At 65.2% G+C, this 21,487-nt stretch carries 20 protein-coding genes; 15 read left to right on the top strand and 5 right to left on the bottom strand.

From position 1 onward, the window contains the following. Positions 1 to 34: 34 nt before the first annotated feature. Complete coding sequence (locus ACOI1H_RS04725) at positions 35 to 775, bottom strand: cobalamin-dependent protein (RefSeq protein WP_422435571.1); 741 nt, start codon at positions 773 to 775, stop codon at positions 35 to 37. 271 nt (positions 776 to 1,046) lie between these two features. Between ACOI1H_RS04725 and bchF the strand changes: the two genes are divergently transcribed. From bchF to ACOI1H_RS04650, 15 genes are all read left to right on the top strand, one after another. Then, positions 1,047 to 1,541, top strand: coding sequence for a 2-vinyl bacteriochlorophyllide hydratase (gene bchF, locus ACOI1H_RS04720; protein WP_422435570.1), 495 nt, complete (start codon positions 1,047 to 1,049; stop codon positions 1,539 to 1,541). Further along, on the top strand, positions 1,538 to 2,818 hold the full coding sequence (locus ACOI1H_RS04715) for a ferredoxin:protochlorophyllide reductase (ATP-dependent) subunit N (RefSeq protein WP_422435569.1): 1,281 nt from the start codon (positions 1,538 to 1,540) through the stop codon (positions 2,816 to 2,818). The genes bchF and ACOI1H_RS04715 overlap by 4 nt, the downstream gene beginning before the upstream one ends. 61 nt (positions 2,819 to 2,879) lie before the next feature. Then, positions 2,880 to 4,466, top strand: coding sequence for a ferredoxin:protochlorophyllide reductase (ATP-dependent) subunit B (gene bchB / locus ACOI1H_RS04710; RefSeq protein ID WP_422435568.1), 1,587 nt, complete (start codon positions 2,880 to 2,882; stop codon positions 4,464 to 4,466). Further along, the gene (locus ACOI1H_RS04705) at positions 4,456 to 7,995 is read left to right on the top strand and encodes a magnesium chelatase subunit H (protein ID WP_422435567.1); all 3,540 of its coding nucleotides are present in this window, start codon (positions 4,456 to 4,458) and stop codon (positions 7,993 to 7,995) included. Before bchB ends, ACOI1H_RS04705 begins: the two co-directional genes overlap by 11 nt. A 109-nt stretch (positions 7,996 to 8,104) precedes the next feature. After that, a complete protein-coding gene (gene bchL / locus ACOI1H_RS04700; protein ID WP_422435566.1) occupies positions 8,105 to 9,001 on the top strand; it encodes a ferredoxin:protochlorophyllide reductase (ATP-dependent) iron-sulfur ATP-binding protein in 897 nt (298 codons plus the stop codon). Next, the gene (gene bchM / locus ACOI1H_RS04695) at positions 9,001 to 9,693 is read left to right on the top strand and encodes a magnesium protoporphyrin IX methyltransferase (protein ID WP_422435565.1); all 693 of its coding nucleotides are present in this window, start codon (positions 9,001 to 9,003) and stop codon (positions 9,691 to 9,693) included. The genes bchL and bchM overlap by 1 nt, the downstream gene beginning before the upstream one ends. Continuing rightward, entirely contained in the window at positions 9,690 to 11,120 is a 1,431-nt protein-coding gene (locus tag ACOI1H_RS04690) for a PucC family protein (RefSeq protein ID WP_422435564.1), read from the top strand. The genes bchM and ACOI1H_RS04690 overlap by 4 nt, the downstream gene beginning before the upstream one ends. A gap of 13 nt (positions 11,121 to 11,133) precedes the next feature. After that, positions 11,134 to 11,916 carry a photosynthetic reaction center subunit H gene (gene puhA, locus ACOI1H_RS04685; RefSeq protein ID WP_422435563.1) on the top strand — a complete coding sequence of 261 codons (783 nt, stop codon included), beginning with the start codon at positions 11,134 to 11,136 and terminating at the stop codon, positions 11,914 to 11,916. 63 nt (positions 11,917 to 11,979) lie between these two features. Next, on the top strand, positions 11,980 to 12,618 hold the full coding sequence (gene puhB, locus ACOI1H_RS04680) for a photosynthetic complex putative assembly protein PuhB (RefSeq protein WP_422435562.1): 639 nt from the start codon (positions 11,980 to 11,982) through the stop codon (positions 12,616 to 12,618). A 5-nt stretch (positions 12,619 to 12,623) separates the two neighbouring features. After that, on the top strand, positions 12,624 to 13,085 hold the full coding sequence (gene puhC / locus ACOI1H_RS04675; protein WP_422435561.1) for a photosynthetic complex assembly protein PuhC: 462 nt from the start codon (positions 12,624 to 12,626) through the stop codon (positions 13,083 to 13,085). A 58-nt stretch (positions 13,086 to 13,143) separates the two neighbouring features. After that, positions 13,144 to 13,440 carry a hypothetical protein gene (locus tag ACOI1H_RS04670; RefSeq protein WP_422435560.1) on the top strand — a complete coding sequence of 99 codons (297 nt, stop codon included), beginning with the start codon at positions 13,144 to 13,146 and terminating at the stop codon, positions 13,438 to 13,440. Beyond that, entirely contained in the window at positions 13,437 to 14,555 is a 1,119-nt protein-coding gene (acsF, locus tag ACOI1H_RS04665; RefSeq protein ID WP_422435559.1) for a magnesium-protoporphyrin IX monomethyl ester (oxidative) cyclase, read from the top strand. The genes ACOI1H_RS04670 and acsF overlap by 4 nt, the downstream gene beginning before the upstream one ends. Before the next feature lie 82 nt (positions 14,556 to 14,637). Next, on the top strand, positions 14,638 to 15,438 hold the full coding sequence (gene puhE, locus ACOI1H_RS04660; RefSeq protein ID WP_422435609.1) for a putative photosynthetic complex assembly protein PuhE: 801 nt from the start codon (positions 14,638 to 14,640) through the stop codon (positions 15,436 to 15,438). Then, positions 15,428 to 16,642, top strand: coding sequence for a 5-aminolevulinate synthase (gene hemA / locus ACOI1H_RS04655; RefSeq protein ID WP_422435558.1), 1,215 nt, complete (start codon positions 15,428 to 15,430; stop codon positions 16,640 to 16,642). Before puhE ends, hemA begins: the two co-directional genes overlap by 11 nt. Before the next feature lie 104 nt (positions 16,643 to 16,746). After that, positions 16,747 to 17,253, top strand: coding sequence for a c-type cytochrome (locus tag ACOI1H_RS04650; protein ID WP_422435557.1), 507 nt, complete (start codon positions 16,747 to 16,749; stop codon positions 17,251 to 17,253). A gap of 51 nt (positions 17,254 to 17,304) precedes the next feature. Here ACOI1H_RS04650 and bchO read toward each other — a convergent pair whose 3' ends face one another. The 4 genes from bchO to crtA are packed head-to-tail and all read right to left on the bottom strand — an operon-like array spanning position 17,305 to position 21,458. Further along, positions 17,305 to 18,156 carry an alpha/beta fold hydrolase BchO gene (gene bchO / locus ACOI1H_RS04645; protein ID WP_422435556.1) on the bottom strand — a complete coding sequence of 284 codons (852 nt, stop codon included), beginning with the start codon at positions 18,154 to 18,156 and terminating at the stop codon, positions 17,305 to 17,307. Further along, positions 18,156 to 19,775 (bottom strand): magnesium chelatase subunit D, encoded by a 1,620-nt coding sequence (locus ACOI1H_RS04640; protein WP_422435555.1) that lies wholly within the window; start codon positions 19,773 to 19,775, stop codon positions 18,156 to 18,158. Before ACOI1H_RS04640 ends, bchO begins: the two co-directional genes overlap by 1 nt. Beyond that, positions 19,768 to 20,769 (bottom strand): magnesium chelatase ATPase subunit I, encoded by a 1,002-nt coding sequence (gene bchI, locus ACOI1H_RS04635; RefSeq protein WP_422435554.1) that lies wholly within the window; start codon positions 20,767 to 20,769, stop codon positions 19,768 to 19,770. The genes ACOI1H_RS04640 and bchI overlap by 8 nt, the downstream gene beginning before the upstream one ends. Next, positions 20,766 to 21,458 carry a spheroidene monooxygenase gene (gene crtA, locus ACOI1H_RS04630; protein WP_422435553.1) on the bottom strand — a complete coding sequence of 231 codons (693 nt, stop codon included), beginning with the start codon at positions 21,456 to 21,458 and terminating at the stop codon, positions 20,766 to 20,768. The genes bchI and crtA overlap by 4 nt, the downstream gene beginning before the upstream one ends. Between the last annotated feature and the right edge of the window lie 29 nt (positions 21,459 to 21,487).

The raw sequence follows: 21,487 nt of genomic DNA, 5'->3' as shown, positions 1-21,487 counted from the left end.
CGCGGTCTGTCTTGATGACGCGGGGGGAAAGACATCAACTCATCATTTCTGCGGTTTTCGGGTGGTGCGTGTGTTCGTTCAGACCGCATAGGCTAAGAGCGACTTCCATATTCCGGGTAGCGTGATCGGCTCCGGTCATTCTGCATACATCTTCCGGCAAGATAGTGTCGGGGCCGCCGATCACAATAGGCACACCGGGCGCGGTGACACGAGCCTCTTCGACGATTGGGCGAAGGGATGCAAGGTTCGCGATGAAATGGCCGGAAATGAAGACGGCATCAGTGCGTGTCCGGCGCAGGAACTTGCGACCGTCGGACGCTGTGGCATCCAGCAGCAGGCCGACCGACAGACCGCGCCGGCGCAGCTGCGATGCCAGCAACATCGGCCCCAGCGTGTGCTGCACGCCCACCGGGACCAGAACGAGGATCGTCGGCCCGTCCGGACCCCTGGCAAGATCGGCGCGGCTTCCTGAATCCAGTTGGCGCACCAGGCTCTGAAGGTGCGCCGTGCCGATGGTGACCTCGGCAAAAGCCAGCTGATCGGACCGCCACCGTGCCCCCAAGGTATCCGCGACCGCGGGAATGCAGATATCCAGTATCTCGGAAACGGCCATGCCGGCAGCGCGGGCATCGGCCGCGACGTCTGCGCAATTCGGGTGCCCGCCCCCTGTCGCTGCCCGAAGCAGCGCTGCGATTACACTGGCGCGCGTGTCGCACGTGAACCGCTGGCTGGCGGTGACGTCATAGGTGGCATCGTGTGATCCCTCGTGGCTCATGCGACATCGTCCTCTCTCACGGGCCGTGAGGCGCGTACCCGAAGCCTGACGTATACTTGAAAATGGCGCTGAGAATGTCAAAGAAAATAGACACTCTCGATCACGAGATTTCATAATAAGCATCATACCCTTGAATTTAATAACTTTTATACGAACAATCACGCAAGCTGCTGCCGATGGCCATGGACTCATAACTGTAACGTCTAGTTGACACATGCCTCGAATCATTCTTAGTCTGGGGCAAGAGGACAACACCAGGGGAGGGCGTTTGATGTCGGCGATACTGCAAGTCAACGCACCTCAGGCTTCGCTGGTGCGGCCGCTTTACACATCGCAGGAACGCGCCCGCCGCGACGCGACGGTCTGGACGACGGTTCAGGGCATACTGGCCCCGATCCAGTTTCTGGTCTTCCTGGTCTCACTGGCACTCGTCGTCCATTATCTGACGACCGGGAACGGCTACGGGGCCGCGACGGTTTCGATCATCGTCAAGACCGTCTGCCTTGCCGTCATCATGTTGACCGGCGCGATCTGGGAAAAGGTCGTGTTCGGGCAATACCTCTTTGCTCCCTCCTTCTTCTGGGAGGACGTGTTCAGCTTTGCGGTCATAGCGCTTCACACGGTCTATGTCTGGGGTCTGGTGACCGGGACGATGCTGCCCGAAACGTTGATGTTCGTGACACTTGCTGCCTATGCGACATACCTGATCAACGCGGGACAGTTCGTGCTGAAGCTGCGCCGCGCGCGTCTGGATGCGGCATCATGAATGACCTGACGCCCATCGGCGGCGGCTGCCGCACGGCACCGGTCCTCAAACAGCGCGGACAGCGCGAGGTCTTCTGCGGTCTGACCGGAATCATCTGGTTGCACCGCAAGATGCAGGACGCATTCTTTCTCGTCGTCGGATCGCGCACCTGCGCGCATCTGCTGCAATCCGCCGCCGGTGTGATGATCTTCGCCGAGCCGCGCTTCGGCACCGCGATCCTGGAGGAACAGGATCTGGCCGGCATGAAGGACGCGCATACGGAGCTTGACCGCGAGGTCGCCCGCCTGCTGGCCCGCCGTCCCGACATTCGCCAGCTGTTCCTTGTCGGCTCTTGCCCGTCAGAGGTCATCAAGATTGACCTTGCGCGCGCCGCCGAACGGCTGACCCAGATCCACGCGCCCCACGTCAGGGTGCTGAACTACTCCGGTTCCGGGATCGAAACGACGTTCACTGAAGGTGAGGACGCCTGCCTCGCGTCGATGGTGCCGGTCCTGAAGGATACGACAGCCCGCGAACTGTTGCTGGTCGGCGCGTTGCCGGATGTGGTCGAGGATCAGATGCTGGCGTTGCTGGGCCAGATGGGGATCGCCGACATCCGCCTGCTGCCCGCCCGCCGCATCGACGACACGACGGCTGTCGGCCCGAACACAGTCTTTGCGCTGACCCAGCCCTTCCTTGGAGAGACCCATGCCGCGCTGGAACGGCGCGGCGCGCGCCACATCGCGGCACCGTTTCCGTTCGGAGAGGAAGGCACGACCCTCTGGCTGCAAGCCGTCGCCGCGGAATTCGGCGTCAGCGCCGAGACATTTTCCGCCGTCACCGACGCCCCCCGCGCACGCGCGCGCCGCGCCATCGCGCAGGCGTCGGAACATCTGCACGGAAAGTCCGTGTTCTTCTTTCCCGACAGCCAGCTCGAAATTCCGCTCGCCCGCTTCCTGACCCGCGAATGTGGCATGACCGCGATCGAAGTGGGCAGCCCTTACATCCACGACGCCCTGCATGGTCCCGACCTCGACCTGCTGCCGGCCGGCCCGCAGATCAGCGAAGGGCAGGATGTCGACCTGCAACTCGACCGCGCCCGCGCCGCCCGGCCCGACCTGACGGTCTGCGGCCTCGGACTCGCCAATCCACTGGAGGCCGAGGGCCTGACGACGAAATGGGCCATAGAACTCGTCTTCACACCCGTTCATTTCTACGAACAGGCCGGCGACCTCGCAGGCCTCTTCAGTCGCCCGGTCCGGCGCAAGTCGATGCTGAAGCTGGGGGCCGCCGAATGATCCCCTGCTTCATCTGGCAAGAAAAACTCCGGGGTTTGGGGCAGCGCCCCAAGGTTTTCGCATGAAACTGACTGTCTGGACATATGAAGGCCCGCCGCATGTCGGTGCCATGCGGGTCGCCACCGCGATGAAGGGTCTGCACTATGTCCTGCACGCACCGCAGGGCGATACCTACGCCGACCTGCTGTTCACGATGATCGAACGCAGGAACCACCGCCCGCCTGTGACCTATACGACCTTTCAGGCCCGCGACCTGGGGTCCGACACCGCGACGCTGTTCAAGACCGCCTGTCAGGATGCCGTGGACCGCTTCGGTCCGCAGGCGATCATCGTGGGCGCGTCCTGCACCGCAGAGCTGATCCAGGACGATCCTGCCGGCCTGGCCGAGACGATGGGCCTGACGATCCCGGTCATCCCGCTGGAACTGCCCAGCTACAGCCGCAAGGAAAACTTCGGCGCGGACGAGACGTTCTACCAGATCGTCCGCGCGCTGGCGCAGCCGCAAGAGCGCACCACGCGGATCACCTGCAACATCCTCGGGCCGACGGCGCTGGGCTTTCGCAATCGCGACGACGTAGAGGAAATCACGGGTCTGCTGTCAGACCTTGGCATCGAGGTGAATGTCGTGGCCCCGCTGAACGCGACGCCCGCCGATATCGCGCGCCTGCCCGTCGCCCACTTCAACGTCCTGCTTTACCCGGAAACCGGCGAGGCCGCGGCCCGCTGGCTGGAAAAGACGCATGGCCAGCCGTTCACCAAGGTCGTCCCGATCGGGGTCCGCGCCACCCGTGACTTCATCGCGGAAGTTGCCGCGATCACCGGCCTGCCTTGCAAGGCCGACGAATCCCGCCTGCGCCTGCCGTGGTGGACCTCATCGGTCGACAGCACTTACCTGACCGGCAAGCGGGTCTTCCTCTTCGGCGACGGCACGCACGTCTGCGCGATGGCCCGCATGGCCCGCGACGAGATGGGGTTCGAGGTCGTGGGCCTCGGTTGCTTCAACCGCGAACAGGCCCGTCCCGTGCGCGCGATGGCGAAGCAACTCGGCCTCGAGGCGCTGATCACGGACGATTACCTCGATGTGGAGGCCGCCATCGCCGCCGCGTCGCCCGAGATGATCATGGGCACCCAGATGGAGCGTCATATCGGCAAGCGGCTGGGCATTCCCTGCGCTGTGATCTCGGCCCCCGTCCATGTGCAGGACTACCCCGCCCGCTATTCGCCGGTCATGGGGTTCGAGGGCGCCAACGTCATCTTCGACACGCTGATCCATCCGCTGGTCATGGGGCTTGAAGAACACCTGTTGACCATGTTCCGCGAGGATTTCGAGTTCAACGATGCGGCCGGGCCGAGCCATCATGGCGGGGCAGCGCCGGTTGTGGTCACCGAAGCCTCTCAGGTGCATTTGGCTTTGCAAAATCACCGGGGCGGGAGTTTACCGGGCCAGATGAATGAAGGGGTTTCGCCCGATGGTCAGGCCGCTGCCGACATCGTCTGGCTGTCGGATGCGGAACGCGAGCTGAAGAAGATCCCGTTCTTCGTGCGTGGCAAGGCGCGGCGGAATACCGAGGCCTTTGCGGTTCAGAAAGGCATCAACCAGATCAGCCTCGATACGCTTTACGAGGCAAAGGCACATTATGCGCGATAGTGGCCCCAATCCCTTCCGTTTCGTGATCGTCACGCTGGACAGCCATACGGCCGGTCCTGCGGCACGGGTGCGCGACCGCCTTGTGACGGCTTTTCCGGGACTAGAGATCAGCATCCACGCGGCGGCGGAGTGGGGCGAGAATCCGGCGGCCCTGGCCGATGCACAGGCAGCCGTTGCACAGGGCGACATCATCGTCACCAACCTGCTGTTCCTCGAGGAACATACCGACGCGATCATGCCGTCGCTGGTCGCGCGCCGCGCGGGCTGCGCCGCGATGATCAACGTCATCGCCGACAGCGAGATCGTGCGCCTGACCAAGATGGGCGATCTGGACATGCAGCGCCCGGCCTCTGGCATGATGGCGCTGATGAAGAAGCTGAAGCCCCAGGCGAAGGCCAGCATATCGGGCCAGTCCCAGATGAAGACGCTGCGCCGGCTTCCCAAGATCTTGCGGCTGATCCCCGGAAAGGCGCAGGACCTGCGCAACTGGTTCCTGTCCATGCAATATTGGCTGGGCGGGTCGGACGAGAACATCGAGCAGATGATCCGCATGCTGGTCGGCCGATATGCCACGGGCCGCGACTGGGGCCACATCAAGGCGCTGCCGCCGATCGATTATCCCGATTGCGGCGTCTATCACCCGGACCTGCTCGGCACGCACATCAGCGAAGACGCGCGCGACCTGCCGCGTCCCGCCGGGGCCGTGGCGACCGTCGGCGTGCTGATGCTGCGGTCCTACATCCTGTCGTCGGACACCGCGCATTACGATGCCGTCGTCGCTGCGTTCGAGGCAAAGGGCATGGCCGTCGTGCCCGCCTTCGCCGGTGGGCTGGATGCAACGCCGGCGATCCAGCGCTACTTTCACGGCAAGGTCGATGCGATGGTGTCCCTGACCGGGTTCAGCCTTGTCGGCGGTCCGGCCTATAACGACAGTCCCGCCGCCATCGCGCTGCTGTCGGCGATGGACGTGCCCTATATCGCCGCACAGCCGTTGGAATTTCAGACGCTGGCCCAGTGGGGTGCCAGCGCACAGGGTCTTGGCCCGGTCGAGACGACGATGCTGGTGGCCCTGCCCGAGATCGACGGCGCGACGGCACCCACCGTCTTTGCCGGGCGTCACGGCGCAGAGGCCTGCACGGGCTGCGCGCTGGCTTGCCGCAGTGCGCCGGGCGACAAGGCAATGGCTCCCTGCCCGGAGCGGATCGCGAGCCTGGCCGAAAAGACCCTGCGCATGGCGACCCTGCGGCGCAAATCCAACGCCGACAAGACCGTGGGCATCGTCCTGTTCGGCTTCCCCCCCAACGCCGGGGCCGTCGGCACCGCAGCCTATCTGAGTGTGTTCGAGAGCCTGTTCAACACGCTGACCCAGATGAAATCGGACGGCTATGATGTCGAAGTGCCCGCCGACGTGGATTCCCTCCGGACCCTGATGTTGAAAGGCAATGCCGCGCAATTCGGGCAAGAGGCGAATGTCGCCGCCCATGTAACCGCCGACGATATCGTTGCCCATACCCCCTGGCTGAGCGAGATCGAATCCGCCTGGGGCCCCGCCCCCGGTAAAGTGCAATCGGACGGGCGCGGGGTGTTCATCCTCGGGCGTCACTTCGGCAAGGTTTTCGTGGGGGTGCAGCCCACCTTCGGCTATGAAGGCGACCCGATGCGTCTGCTGTTCGAGCGTGGCTTTGCGCCGACCCATGCCTTTACGCAGTTCTATCTGTGGCTGCGCAACACCCTGCGGGCCGATGTGGTGCTGCATTTCGGAATGCATGGCGCGTTGGAATTCATGCCGGGCAAGCAGGCGGGACTTGGCGCGCGCGACTGGCCCGACCGTCTGATCGGAGAACTTCCGAACGTGTATCTGTATGCCGCGAACAACCCGTCAGAGGCAACTTTGGCTAAGCGTCGCAGCAACGCCGTCACGATCACGCACCTGACGCCGCCGTTGGCGCAGGCGGGTCTCTACAAGGGGTTGCTGGACCTCAAGGACAGCCTGACCCGGTGGCGCGGCATGGCAGCGCATGATCCGCAGCGGCGCGATCTGCAGGTGATGATCGTCGAACAGGCCGAGGCGCTGGACCTTGCGGCTGACGACCTGAACCGCCTTTGGCTGACCGTGCTGGAAACCGAAGGGTCGCTGATCCCCGACGGGCTGCACATCGTCGGCCGCCCGATGACCGACGCCGCGCGGGCGGAAATGGTGGCGCTGATGGGCGACACGGATGCCGCCCGCGATGCGGACCGCCTGCTGCGCACCGACCATGAACTGCCCGCCCTGATGCGTGCGCTGTCGGCGCGGTTCATCGCACCCGTCCCCGGCGGCGACCTGATGCGCAACCCCGGCATCCTGCCGACCGGGCGCAACATCCACGCCTTTGATCCGTTCCGGATGCCGACCGCATTCGCGATGGCGGAAGGGGCCAAACAGGCCGATGTCCTGCTGCGCACCCATCCGACGATGCCGCGCACCGTCGCGCTGGTGCTCTGGGGGTCCGACAACATCAAGTCCGACGGCGGCCCGATCGGGCAGGCCCTGGCCCTGATGGGGGCCGCACCGCGGTTCGACAACTACGGACGGCTTGCAGGCGCGGACCTTGTGCCGCTGGAGGTTCTGGGTCGGGCGCGCATCGACGTCGTGATGACACTGTCCGGCATTTTCCGCGACCTGCTGCCCTTGCAGACCAAATTGCTGGCCGAGGCCGCGTTGAAATGCGCAATGGCCGATGAGCCGGCGCATCTGAACTTCATCCGGGTTCACGCGATGGCTCATATGGCCGAGACCGGTTGCGGGATCGAGGAGGCGGCGCTGCGCGTCTTTTCCAACGCGGAAGGGGCCTACGGTTCGAACGTGAACCAGCTGATCGACAGCTCTGCCTTTGGCGACGAGGACGAGCTGGCCGACGCCTATGAGGCACGCAAGAGTTTTGCCTATGGTGTGAACGGCAAGGCCAGCCACAACGCGGGGCTGCTGCAAAAGACCTTGGCGCATGTCGATCTGGCCTACCAGAATCTGGAATCGGTGGAACTGGGCGTGACCTCGGTCGACCACTACTTCGACACGCTGGGCGGCATCGCGCGGGCGGTGAAGCGGGCGAAGGGCGGCGTCGATACGCCCGTCTACATCGGCGACCAGACCCGCGGCGGCAACAAGGTCCGCACGTTGAAGGATCAGGTCGCGCTCGAGACGCGGAGCCGCAGCCTGAACCCGAAATTCTATGAAGGTCTGCTGAAGCATGGTCACGAGGGCGTGCGCCAGATCGAGGCGCATATCACCAACACGATGGGCTGGTCGGCGACGACCGGCGCGGTGGACCCTTGGGTCTATCAGCGGCTGAGCGAGACCTTCGTGCTGGACGCGGCGATGCGCGAGCGGCTGGCCGCGTTGAACCCGCAGGCGTCGATGCGCATGGCAAACCGGCTGCTGGAGGCGTCCGATCGAGCCTATTGGGCACCCGATGCGGCGACGCTGGCGGCCTTGCAGGACGCGGCGGATGCGCTGGAAGACCGGATGGAAGGGATTGCGGCGGAATGATGTGTTTGCGCAACCTTTCGAACCTTGGACTGGGGCGCTGCCCCAGACCCCGGGATATTTTTGACCAGAAGAAACTGGGGACCAGTGCCCCGATGGAAAGGAGGCTCTCATGAGCCCCAGAGACGAGATACCGAACCTGCGCGGCATGGATGGAGAAGGCTCTGTCCAGGTGCATCAGGACGAGGATGCCAAGATCGAAGGGGCCAAGGTCTTTGCGGTCTACGGCAAGGGCGGGATCGGGAAATCGACGACCAGCTCCAACCTGTCGGCGGCATTCTCGATGCTGGGCAAGCGGGTGCTGCAGATCGGTTGCGACCCCAAACATGACAGCACGTTTACCCTGACCGGCACGCTGGTGCCGACCGTCATCGACATCCTCAAGGACGTGGATTTCCACGCCGAGGAGTTGCGGCCCGAGGATTTCGTCTTCGAAGGTTTCAACGGCGTGAAATGCGTGGAGGCGGGCGGGCCTCCGGCGGGGACGGGCTGCGGCGGCTATGTCGTGGGCCAGACGGTGAAGTTGCTGAAGCAGCATCACATGCTGGAAGACACGGACGTCGTGATCTTCGACGTGCTGGGCGATGTGGTCTGCGGCGGTTTCGCGGCCCCCTTGCAGCACGCGGACCGGGCCCTGATCGTGACCGCAAACGATTTCGACAGCATCTATGCGATGAACCGGATCATCGCGGCCGTGCAGGCTAAATCGACCAATTACAAGGTGCGGCTGGCCGGTTGCGTCGCCAATCGCAGCAAGGATACCGACGAGGTGGACCGCTACTGTCGCACCGTCGGCTTCAACCGGCTGGCACACATGCCAGATCTGGATGCGATCCGACGGTCACGGCTGAAGAAGAAGACCCTGTTCGAGATGCCCGACGACGAGGAGATCGTGCAGGTCCGCAAGGAATACATGCGGCTGGCCGAAACGCTGTGGAACGGCACCCTGCCGATGGCCCCGGAATGTCTGCCTGATCGCGAGATCTTCGAGTTGCTGGGGTTCGATTGATGTCCCATTACGCCGCCACCCGCGACCGGGTCGAGGATTACTTCGACCGCTCTGCCACCCAGGTCTGGGCGCGGCTGACCTCTGACGCACCAGTCAGTGGCGTCCGCGCGACTGTGCGGGCTGGGCGTGACCGGATGCGGGACCTGCTGCTGGCGCAACTGCCCGCCGACCTGACCGGGTTGCGCGTGCTGGATGCCGGTTGCGGCACCGGGGCGGCAACCGTGGCTTTGGCCGAGCGGGGGGCCGAGGTCGTGGGCGTCGACATCTCTCCCGCGCTGATCGACATCGCCCGGCGGCGGATGCCGGCGCATTTGGCGGGCCGGATCACCTGGGTTGCAGGCGACATGCTGGATGCGACGACCGGCACCTTCGACCACGCCATCGCGATGGATTCCATGATCTATTACACGACCGCCGACATTGCCGACGTGCTGGGCCGCGCGGTGCCCCGCATCACCGGGCGGGTCGCCTTCACCCTTGCGCCGCGCACGCCGCTACTGATGGCGATGTTCCGGATCGGCAAGCTTTTCCCGCGTGGCGACCGCAGCCCGCAGATGGTGCCGCATACCGCGCGGGGCATCGCGCAGGCGCTGCGGGATGCTGCCGTCCCCGGCCACCTGCGCGAGGTCAGTCGCGTGACCTCGGGCTTCTACATTTCGACCGCATACGTGCTGGAAGGTGCGCGCAGATGATCCTCAAGGCCAACGCCCTCAAGAAACTTTCGTTGCGCGCGCTACCCTTTGCGGATGCCGCAAGCGACCAGTTGCCGCTGCGCCAGTTGATGCGGCTGAGCCTGTTTCAGGTGTCCGTCGGGATGGCGAGCGTGATGCTGCTGGGCACGCTGAACCGGGTGATGATCGTCGAATTGCAGATTCCCGCAATGCTGGTCGCACTGATGATCGCGATTCCCGTGCTGGTGGCCCCGTTCCGGGCACTGGTCGGGTTCAAGTCCGACAATTATCGCTCTGCCATCGGGTGGAAACGCATTCCCTACTTGTGGTTCGGCACACTGTGGCAGTTCGGCGGTCTGGCGATCATGCCGATGGCGCTGCTGGTACTGGCGGGCGACCGGGCGATCAACGCCGACTGGGCCGGATACGTCGGTGCCGGCCTTGCGTTCTTGCTGACCGGCCTTGGAATGCACATGACGCAGACCGCCGGTCTGGCGCTGGCCGCCGACCGCGCGACCGAGGAGACACGGCCGAAGGTCGTCGCCCTGCTTTACGTCATGCTGCTGGTGGGCATGGCTATTTCGTCCGTCATCATCGGTGCGCTGCTGCGCGACTACTCGGCGCTGCGGCTGGTGCAGGTGGTGCAGGGCACCGCTGTCGTCACGCTGGTGTTGAACGTGATCGCCCTGTGGAAGCAAGAGCATGTGCAGCCGATGTCCAAGGCAGAGCGCGCGGCGCAGGGTCCGACCTTTCGCGATGCCTGGCTCGATCTGACGCGTGGCGGGGATGCCGGGCGCCTGCTGGCGGTCGTCTTTTTCGGGACCATCGCCTTCAATATGCAGGATGTGTTGCTGGAACCCTACGGCGGAGAGATCCTTGGCCTGTCCGTGTCGTCGACCACGCTGCTGACCGCAAGCTGGGCTGCCGGTGCGTTGATCGGCTTCATCATGGCCGCCCGCTGGCTGGCCGCCGCGACCGATCCGATGCGGATGGCGGCACGCGGCATTCTCGCAGGCCTTGCGGCGTTCTGCCTTGTCATCTTCGCGGCACCGATGGGGTCCACCGCGATGTTCTTTGCCGGAGCCGCGCTGATCGGGTTCGGCGGCGGGCTGTTCGGCATCGCCACCCTGACCGCCGCCATGACCATGCCCGCCGTCGGCGCTGCCGGACGCGGACTGGCGCTGGGGGCCTGGGGGGCGGCGCAGGCGACGGGTGCCGGTCTGTCCATCTTCATCGGGGGCGCGATCCGCGACCTCGTCAATCATGCCGCCGGGAACGGCATGCTGTCCGAGGCGCTCGCCACGCCTGCCACCGGCTACTCGGTCGTCTACCACACCGAGATCGGCCTACTTTTCCTCACCCTCATCGTTCTTGGCCCGCTGGTGCGGACGAAGGCGATGAACACTGGAACGTCGGGCAAGCTGCAGCTGTCCGACTTCCCCACCTGAAAGGATCATTCCCATGCTTGGCGTCACATTTTTTGGACATGTCGATCTGGCGCAGGTCGCGCTTTACATGTTCTGGGTCTTCTTTGCGGGCCTCGTGATCTATCTCCAGCGCGAAAACATGCGCGAAGGCTACCCCCTGCGCAACGACAGCGACGAGATCCCGGCGAACGAAAGCCTCTGGCCGCTGCCCAGCCCGAAGACATTCCATCTGCGCGACGGGCGCGGCGAAGTGACGGTGCCGAGTCTTGCGTTCGAGGCAGCGCACATGCGCACCGACTTGGCGCTGGCCCCGTCGTCGATCGCGACGGGCAGCCCTTGGGTGCCTACCGGCGACCCGATGGTCGATGGCGTCGGCCCGGCGTCCTGGGCCCCGCGCCGCGACGTGCCGGAGCTTGACGCGCACGGCCATGCCAAGCTGCGCCCGATGTCGCAACTGCCGGAATTCCACATCTCTTACGGGCGCGATCCGCGCGGGCTGGCCGTCGTCGGCGGTGATGGAGAGGTCGTGGGCCGCGTGATCGACATGTGGATCGACGTGCCAGAGCAGCTGATCCGCTATCTTGTCGTCGATCTGAACCCGGAAGGGTCGGGCCAGACGCGCCTTGTGCCGATGGCAATGTCGCGGGTGATGGCCGACCGTGTCCGCGTCCGCGCACTTCATGCACATAACTGGGCGGGCATCCCGACCATCAAGGCGGACGGGCAGATCACCCTGCTCGAAGAGGAAAAGATCATGGCCTACGTCGGCGGCGGCACGCTCTATGCCTCCGAGGCGCGGTCAGGCAACGTTCTGTAACACATCGCGGCGGTCCCGGTCAGCCACCGGGGCCGCATCACGGGGACAAGAGGGGACAACGACATGAACCACGACGATTTCAAGTTCGAACCGGTGCGCGGTCTGCCAGAGGCCCTGCCGCGCGATGAACATATCATCTGGCAGGGCAGCCCTGACACCCGTCGTCTGTGGATCGAGGCGTTCAAGGCCAAATGGGTCGCGGGATATTTCATCCTGCTGGCGGTCTGGCGGTTCGGCATATCGACCGCCGACACGTCCATCGCCGGGTCCATCGTGCTGGCGACGCCGTTTCTGATCGTTGGGGCCTTCGTCTGTGCCGTCCTTTACGGGCTGGCATGGGTTCAGGCGCGTGCCACGGTCTATACCCTGACGAACAAGCGGGTCGGCCTGCGGATCGGGGCCGCGCTGACCATGACACTGAACCTGCCCTATACACAGATCGAGGCGGCCCAGCTTGACCTGCGGCGCGGTGGCACCGGAACGCTTGCGTTTCTTCTGCCGCTGGACACGCGTCTGTCCTACCTGATGACATGGCCGCATGTCCGCCCCGGTCACATCAACCGCACCCAGGCCGCCCTGCGCTGCATCCCTGATGCCGCCGCCGTGGCGCGCCTTTTCACCGATGCCGCTGAAACACGGCTGAGCCAACCGACCATCGCACGGCACGCCATTGCGCCGTCCCATGCCGTCGCAGCGGAGTAGATGCCATGACCCAAGTCGCCACACGCATCCACAATGCCCGGTCCGAGGAGATGGTCCCGAAGGGCCTTGTCGTCGCCATGTTCACCCTGATGCTTGCCACGATGGTGCTGGTCGGCACCGCCCGATGGACAGGCGCACCGGCCGCAGGCGTCGTGCCGGCATCGCCCGTCGTCCAGACGCTGGACATCGCCCTGATCGGTGACCGGAACGGTGCCTATGCCGCGCAGGCGATCGACGGCACCGTGCTGGCCATGTCCGACCGTGACAAGGCCGGTTTCATCGGGGTCATGGGCCGCGTCGTCGAACGCAAACGCGTCACTGCCGGCCTGCCCGTGGCCGATCCGATCACCCTGCAACTGCACAAGAACGGCACCCTGTCGATCATCGATCCGTCCACGGGAATGGACATCGCATTGATCGGCTACGGTGATGACAACGTAGCTGCCTTTCGGCGGCTGCTGAACTGAAACCCCACGCCCGGCGGGTCAGCCACCCGATCAGGGCCAGATGTGAAAGGGAACGCACATGGGATACTTCACGAAGACACGCGAAACCGCCCCCTGCACCGTGACGATAAGTCACCGGTTCGAGGAACTGTCCGCCCACGTCCGGTTCGACAACGGCACGACCGTCAACCCCGGTGACGAGGTGCTGGTACAGGGCCCGGAAATCATGGCCCCCTTCGGCACCGTGGTCGAGGAACACCGCACCGCCATCATCACTCGCGCCAGCAAGCTGGAACAGCTTTGGACCCGGGCCACGGGCGATTTCGAATTCATGGAACTGTGCGAGTTTTCATTCAGCGAGGAGGCCCTGTCATGAAAATGCATTCATCCGAAGCCGCCACCGCCGAGGAGGCGATCGCCGCGCAAGAGGCGCTGCCGCCGCTGACGAACGAGGACGCAACCCGCGTCGCGATGCAGAACACCCTGCTGACGCCGCGCTTCTACACCACCGACTTTGCCGAGATGGACGCCATCGACGTGACGCCGGTGCGGGGCGAATGGGACAAGCTGATCGCGCAGATGAAGAGCGATCCGAACAAGGGTCATTTCAAGAAAAACGAGGACTGGGATCACGTCGATTGGGACGGGATGGAGCCGAAGCTGAAGGCGGAATTCATCGACTTCCTGATCTCAAGCTGCACCGCCGAGTTTTCGGGCTGCGTCCTGTACAAGGAAATGAAGCGCCGGGGGTCCAACGAGGACATCACGACGCTGTTCCAGCTGATGGCGCGGGACGAGGCGCGGCACGCCGGCTTCATCAACGACGCCCTGCGCGAGGCGGGGATCGCCGTGAACCTCGGCTTTCTGACCCAGTCAAAGAAATACACCTATTTCCGGCCCAAGTTCATCTACTACGCGACCTATCTGTCCGAGAAGATCGGCTACGCCCGCTACATCACGATCTACCGCCACCTGGAGGCGCATCCGGAGCATCGCTTTCACCCGATCTTCAAGTGGTTTCGGGAATGGTGCAACGACGAGTTCAGCCACGGTGAAGCCTTTGCCCTGCTGATGAAGACCGACCCGAAGCTGACGGAAAGCTTGCAGAACCGGATGTGGATCAAGTTCTTCCTCACGGCCGTCTTCGCGACCATGTGGGTGCGCGATCACCAGCGTCCGGCGTTCCACGCCGCACTGGGCGTCGATCCGGCCTGGTATGGGCAGGAGGTGTTCCGCAAGACATCCGAAATCACCAAGCAGGTGTTCCCGATGACACTGGACATCGACCACCCGCGCTGGGTGCCGACGCTGAACCGCATTCAGGCCGCGAACGTGCAGATCGCCGAGGGCGAAAAGCGGGGCGGCGTTGCGGGCAAGCTGAAGGCGCTGGGCGGTCGGGCGAGGGCGGCATTCAATTTCGTGGCTCTTCTGACCATACCGGTGCAACGCAATGCCGTGCCGGTCAGCCCACGGTTGGAGCCTGCATACTGATGGCCGCTGTCCGGGCATATGTCGCTGGGGGCGCTGCCCCCGGCCTGCAGCCTCCCCAGAGATATTGGGGACCAGAAGAATGATGGAGTCGCCTTGGATCGCTGCCGTGTCGGCCGTGTTCGCCTGGTGGTTCGCCACTGGCGCGATCCTGCTGGTCGTGCGGCTGGCGGACCGGGTCGGCGGGCGCGCGCATCTGTGGGCCACCCTTGGCGGGCTACCGATGCTGATCGTCGGTGCGACGCTCGTGGCCGGTTCGCTGGACAGTCATTCGACGGAGGGCGTCTACGCCGCCTTTGCCGGGGCACTGGCGATCTGGGGTTGGATCGAGCTGGCCTTTCTGACCGGCGTCGTCACAGGCCCGATGCGCGACGATTGCCTGCCCGGGCTACGCGGCTGGCCGCGATTCCAGCGGGCGTTTGCCACCGTGGCGTGGCACGAACTGGCGCTGGTCCTGGGGTTGTTTGCGCTGGTGCTGGTGTCCGATGGTGCCGTCAACCGGGTTGCGCTGGCGACCTACATGGTGCTGTTTCTGGCGCGGATTTGCGCCAAGCTGAACCTTTATTTCGGAGTGCCGCGGATCAATGCGGAATTCGTGCCTGCCCGGTTGCTGCATCTGAAATCCTATTTCACGCACGGCCCCGTCTCACTGGCCTTTCCCCTTGCGATCACCGTGCTGACGGTGCTTTTCGCCGTCTGCGCCGAACGGCTCTGGTCGGCGGATGCGCCCGCCACGGCCACGGGTTTTGCCCTGTTGACGGCACTTGCAGGCCTCGCACTACTTGAACACTGGCTGATGGTCATTCCCTTGCCTGATGCGAAACTCTGGCGGTGGATGCTGCCGCATTCCACCCCCGACACAGAAAGTGAGACCCATGGACTTTGATGCTTTGTTCACCGACCAGATCGATCAGCTCAAGCGCGACGGCAATTATCGCTACTTCGCCGAGTTGGAACGCAAGTGCGGCAAGTTTCCCCGCGCCGGCAATTACAAGGACGGCGCGGTGCGCGACGTCACGGTCTGGTGTTCCAACGATTATCTTGGGATGGGCCAGCACCCGGCGGTGATCGAGGCGATGTGCGAGGCGGTGCAGCGCACCGGCACCGGGGCAGGGGGCACGCGCAACATTTCCGGCACCAACCACGACCATCTGCTGCTGGAGGCCGAGCTGGCCGATCTGCATGGCAAGGAAGCGGCGCTTCTGTTCACCTCTGGCTATGTGTCGAACTGGGCGGCGCTGTCGACGCTGGGCAGCCGGTTGAAGGATTGTGTGATCCTGTCGGACAGCGGCAACCATGCCAGCATGATCGAAGGCATTCGCCATTCCCGTGCGACCAAGGTGATCTGGCGGCACAACGATGTGAAGGATCTGGAGGCGAAGCTGGCGGCCCTGCCGGTCGACGTCCCGAAGATCGTCGCCTTCGAATCCGTCTATTCGATGGACGGCGACGTATCGCCGATTCGCGCCATCGTCGATGTGGCCGAGAAATACGGTGCGATGACCTATCTGGACGAGGTCCACGCCGTCGGCCTTTACGGCCCGCGCGGCGGTGGTGTTTCGGAACAGGAAGGCGTCGCGGACCGCATCACCTTGATCGAAGGCACGCTCGGCAAGGCTTATGGCGTCGTCGGCGGCTACATCACCGGGTCCGCGGCACTGTGCGATTTCATCCGCAGCTTTGCGAGCGGGTTCATCTTTACCACCGCCCTGCCGCCCGCCGTGGCCGCCGCGGCGCGCACATCCATTGCACACCTGAAGGTGTCGGACGTGGAACGTCAGCAACAGCGGCGTCAGGTCGCACGGCTGCGGGCGGCGCTGGATCAGGCGGGCATACCGCACATGGCCAACGACAGTCACATCGTCCCCGTGATGATCAAGGACCCGGTCAAGACCCGGATGCTGGCCGACTACCTGATGCAGGAATGGGACATCTACGTGCAGCCGATCAACTATCCGACGGTCCCGAAAGGCACCGAGAGGCTGCGGTTCACGCCCTCGCCGCTGCATACCGACGCAGATATCGATCACCTCATGGCCGCGCTGCGTACGCTGTGGCGGCAATGCGCGCTAAGCCAGGCGGTGGCGTGATCACGCGACCTTGGTCGCAGCGGACTGGACGCGGCGGAAAGACAGGCTAAATTGCAACTCAGATCGGGCAAGTCCATTGATTTGCTGACTTTAGGGAGAGACCAATGAAACTTACGACTCTTGCATTGGCGATGACGGCTTTTGCCGCCCCCGCCTTCGCCGAAAGCCATATGGCCGCCGGCGCAATCGACCTTGCTGCGCTGCAGGGCGATGCCGCCGCAGGCGAAGAGCAATTCAACCGCCAGTGCGTCGCCTGCCACGTCGTGCAGGACCCGGCCACTGACGAAGTGCTGGCTGGGCGCAACGCCAAGGTCGGCCCGAACCTTTATGGCGTGGCCGGTGCCACGCCCGGCACACACGAAGGCTATGCCTACGGTGATGCGATGATCGCCTACGGCGAAACCGGTGCCGTCTGGGACGAGGCCAACTTCGTCAGCTACGTTCAGGACCCGACCGGTTTCCTGCGCGAGGCGCTGGATGACAACCGCGCCCGCGGCAAGATGGCCTATCAGGTGCGTGACGAGGCGCAGGCCTATGACCTTTACGCGTTCCTTGCGACCTTCGGGACCGAAGGCATGGAAGGCGACGCCGAGGCTGCCCCGACCAACTGAGTCAGGATCGCGTAGACGACAGGCCGCCGCAGGACACTGCGGCGGCCTTTTTCATGCCCGGATGTGCTGGTCGATGATTCTGGCGACGCTGGCGGCGTCCTCTTCGTGGGCCAGATGGCCCAGCGGGCCGAGGGACAGGTGCCGCCCCTGCGGCAGGCGCGCGGCCGCGGCCGCGCTTGTCGCTGGCGGCACGGCACGGTCGTCGTCGCCGGTCAACAACAGGACGGGCGTGTCGATCAGGGGCAGATCCCGGCTCAGATCCTCCAGCGTCCACTGCGCCATCATCTCGAGCGTGCCATCGACGTGTTCCGTGTCGGACGCGAGGCGCTGATACAGAGAGACCCCGCGTGCGTCGATGTGCGACCCGGTGCCATCCAGCAGTCGTTTCACTCGTGCCTCGGTTGTCGTGGCTGCAAAAAGGCGGGCGGTCAGGGGGATCGCGGCCATCGTCTTGGCCATCAGAGGAAAGAACAGGCCAGCGGCTCCCTTGAACGTCTCAAGCGCCGCATTGATCCCGACGATGCCGAGTGCTGGCCTCATGCCATCCCGCACCATCTGCAATGCGATGGGTGCACCGGCGGAATGGCCGACGATCAGATCGGGGGTCCAGCCTTCCTGCCGGCACAGGTTCGCAAGATCCTGCGCCGTTGCGGCCACGCCATGCCTGCCGCGCGTTCCGGCACGGGTATGGCCCTGACCCGGCAGATCGACGGCTATGACGTGATGATCCTGCGCCAACAGGGGAAACAGGTTGCGCCAGCTTTGCGTGGCACCGCCGGCACCGTGCAGCAGCAGAATGGTCGGACCGTCGCCCTGTTCCTGCACATGCCAGCGATGGGGCCGGCTCTCGACCCTGCGCGAGACGTCGGCCATCGGCCAGTCGGCGGGCGGTGGCCAGCGCATCAATCGACCAAGGCGGCGCTGACGGCGGTCGACAGGCGGGCGGCATCGGCGCGGGGCATCGCGATATAAGGCGCGCGCAGTGTCCCGGCAAGGTGTCGCAGCGCGTCGCTGGGCCGGGTTCCGGTGTCGATCACCAGCGCGTCCAGCCCTGCCGCGCGAATCAGCCGGGCGGTGGTTTCGGCATCTGTCGCGGCCTGCGCCCGACCCGCGCTGCCGTCCCGCGCGACGTTGGCGCGACCGTCGGTCAGCAGGCAGATGGTCGGAGTCATGCCGCGCCGCTGCGCAAGTAGGGCAGAGGTCATCGCCATGTCCAACCCGGCCGCGAGGGGTGTGCCGCCGCCACCGGGCAGGGCGGCCAGCCGTCGTTTTGTCTGCACGAGGCTGCGGGTGGGCGGCAGCAGGATTTCTGCGGTGGTGCCGCGAAAGGCGATGAGGGCGACGTGGTCGCGCCGCGCGTAGGCCTGCGCCAGCAACAGTTCGACCGCGCCCTTCGCCTCGGCCAGACGGGCCAGCGCGGCAGAGCCGGAGGCATCGACGGTAAAGATCAGCAGCCGGTCGGCCTGTTCGGCAAAGCGCCGGATGTGGATGTCAGCCTTGCGGATATGCAGACCGTCGCGCCCGGTGTCGTGGCGGCGGATCGTCTGCCAAGGGGCGGCGGCACGCAATGTCGCCACGATATCGATCCGGGCATCGCCCTGCAGGTCGCCCTGCCGTGACGGAAGCGGCCGGCCTCGCCGGTTGCCCTTGCGCAGGGCGCCGGTCCCGTCGCCCCGTCCCGCCCGCGCCTTTTGCGCGGCAAGCCGCGCCAGCAGATCGTCGGGGATCAGGGCGCGCATGGCTTCCAACAGCAGATCGTCAGGCAGGTCCGGCAGGCCGTCGTCGGGCGATGGGCTGTCTTCGGTGCGGTCCTGATCCGGCGGATCGCGGGGGGCATCGTCCTCGGGGTCAGGCACTTCTGGCAGGCGCGTCGCGCGGTGCGCCAGGGTCAGGGTGCAGGCGGTCGTCAGGTCTTCTTCGTCCACCCGGTCCCGGCCCATCAGGCGCGCATGAGCCCGCGCCGCCCGCAGGGCCAGCAACGGCGCGCGCGCGCTGTCGATGCCGCAGGCGGCGGCGATACCTGCGATCCGGGCAATCTGGTCCGGCGTGGCCGTCGCGTGACCAGATGCGACGGTTCCGGTCGTCGCGGACATTGCTTCGCCCAGCGGCACGTCCGTCAGATCGACGTCGAAGGCCAGCCGCTCCGTCAGCCCCTTCGGCGGCGCCTCGTCCTCTGTCCCCTCATCCAGCAGGATAAGGGCGCGGGGTGTAGTGTCGAGGTGCTGTGCAAGCTGCGCCGCCAGCCCAGAGCGGCAGCGTTCCGCCATCGTCAGCAGCAGCGGGCCGGGCCGGGCCAGCAATCCCGGCCGTTGCACCATGCGTCCCGCGGCCAAAGTTGCCGTAAGATCAAGTCCGCCGTGCAGCGCGTCGTCGCCGATAGCGGGATGCAGTCGCACCGCATCGGGCAGCGGCAGCGCGTCGCGCACCGGGCCAGACCGCGCACGGATACGGATGCCGCCAAGGCCCGGATCGATGGCCAGCAGACGCAGCGCCAGCAAGGCCTGATCCCAGGCCTCAGCCAAGGGTTTCTTCCACGATCCGCCCGACGCGCGCGCCGGTCCCGGCCTCGTCCAGCGGATCGCGCCGCAGGCGGTGGCGCAGGGCCATGGGGGCAGCCGCGCGGATGTGGCTGCGGGTCAGCGCCGTGTCGTCGCGCCAGGCGGCAAAGGCGCGGGCGGCCTTCAACAACGTCAACTCTCCGCGCAGACCGTCAGAGCCGAGCGCCAGGCACAGTTCGGCCACGTCACGCAGATTGGCCTCTGAAGTGGTGAGATCGCGCAGAGCCTTGCGCGCAGTCAGGATACGGTCGCGGATGGCGGCATCCTCGGCCTGCCAGCGCAGCATGAAGGCGGCATTGTCGTTCTCGTAATCGTCGCGGCGGCGCATGACCTCGATCCGCGTGTCGATGTCCTTGGGGCTCGCGACCTCGACCGACAGGCCGAAACGGTCCAGCAGTTGCGGGCGCAATTCGCCTTCTTCCGGGTTGCCAGAGCCGACAAGCACAAAGCGGGCGGCGTGGCGGATCGACAGGCCGTCGCGTTCCACGACGTTGACGCCGGATTGTGCCACGTCCAGCAGCAGATCGACGATGTGATCCTCCAGCAGGTTGACCTCGTCGATATAAAGGTAACCCCGGTTCGCACGGGCCAGAAGGCCAGGTTGAAACGCCCGTTCGCCCTGCGCCAAGGCCCGTTCGATGTCGAGAGCGCCCGTCACCCGATCCTCAGACGCGCCCAGCGGCAGGTCGATCACGGGGGTCGGCACTTCTTTCAGTTTGGGGCCAGCCCGCGCCCAGTCCGGCACATCGGCAACCTTGGCAGAGTTCACCGGGCAACCGTCCACCACCGTGATCGGCGGCAGCAAGGCCGCCAGTGCGCGGACGGCGGTCGATTTGCCGGTGCCGCGATCACCGAACACCAGCACGCCGCCGATCGAGGGGTCGATGGCGGTCAGGATCATCGCCTGCTTCATCTCGTCTTGGGCGACGATGGCGGAAAAGGGGAAGGGTGCGGTCATGCGACCTCCTTTATCGGTGAGGTGCCGCCCCATGTCCCGTGATCGGACAGGACGGTGAAGCGGGCGTAAAGCTCTTCGGCAAACCAGCCTTCGCGGCGGACGGCGCGGATCGCCTCGGCGTGGGGACCGGTGCGCGCGAAGGCGTCCATCGCGGCCTGATCCGGCCAGATCGAGAATGTGACCTGATGCAGCATCGGCACCTCTCCGATCCCGATCTTGAAGGTGACATTCGGATCGGCCCCGATCATGTCCGAAATGCGCGGCACGCGGGTCCAGAACCTGCGCAGGATGCCGGGCCGGATCGTGGCACGAGTCAGCGCGGCAAGCGGGCCGGTCGATGGTGATGCGACGGAAAAGGGCTGTTGCCCAGACCACTGCCCGCGTGCGCTGGTCGGCGTCAGGAACACTGTCCAGGTTTCCGTGGCGCGGGCGGCGTAGCAGGCAAAGATGGTCCCTGTCGTCCGGCTGCGGGCCGTGGGCGCGTCCGGCCAGACCGCAAGGATCGCGATGACGGCGGGATTGGCGGTCGGGGTAAAGCCGTGACCGACCCCCGCGCCGCACAGCTTCCAAAAGCCGATGTCGGGTGTGCGGGCCAACGGGCCGCGGGCCAGTGCCATCATTCCCAGCGCCCAGGCACGGCTGCGAAACCCTGAAAAGCGGTAGAGGCTGAGGCTGACGGTCTGGGGCATGATTTTCCTACCGATGTGTAAACCAATCC

The organism is Loktanella sp. DJP18, from assembly GCF_049310965.1.
GTDB lineage: Bacteria > Pseudomonadota > Alphaproteobacteria > Rhodobacterales > Rhodobacteraceae > Loktanella.
The sequence above is the reverse complement of the archived record's forward strand: the minus strand, read 5'-3'. Positions and strand labels throughout refer to the sequence as shown.